The organism is Massilia sp. CT11-108 (genome assembly GCF_047302915.1).
Lineage (GTDB): Bacteria > Pseudomonadota > Gammaproteobacteria > Burkholderiales > Burkholderiaceae_D > Telluria > Telluria orientalis.
Genome location: NZ_JBKYMO010001468.1, coordinates 1 through 284 on the forward strand (window position 1 = coordinate 1; position 284 = coordinate 284).

At 74.6% G+C, this 284-nt stretch carries 1 pseudogene; it reads right to left on the reverse strand.

Annotated features, from left to right (window positions below):
• Positions 1-117: 117 nt before the first annotated feature.
• Positions 118-284: pseudogene (locus ACEN88_RS35305) on the reverse strand (aspartate aminotransferase family protein); the annotation flags it as partial.

Here is a 284-nt window from a genome sequence, read left to right on the forward strand (position 1 = left end):
GCCCACAGCACGCGGCCCGCATTGCCGTCCGCGCCGATCGTGTAGACGACCCAGCCCTGCGCCTGCACCAGCAGGGCAGCCACGCGGCCGATGCGCCGGGCCGTTTCGGCGAACCCGCTACGCACCGGCGAACCCGGCGTCGAGCGCGGCGACGATGACGTCGGCATGCGCTTCCTCCAGCACCAGCGGCGGCGACAGGATGATCTTGGTGCCGACCGGCCGCACGATGGCGCCGTGCTGGCGCGCGATCTCGGCGACGCGGGCGGCGTGGCCGGCCGTGGGAT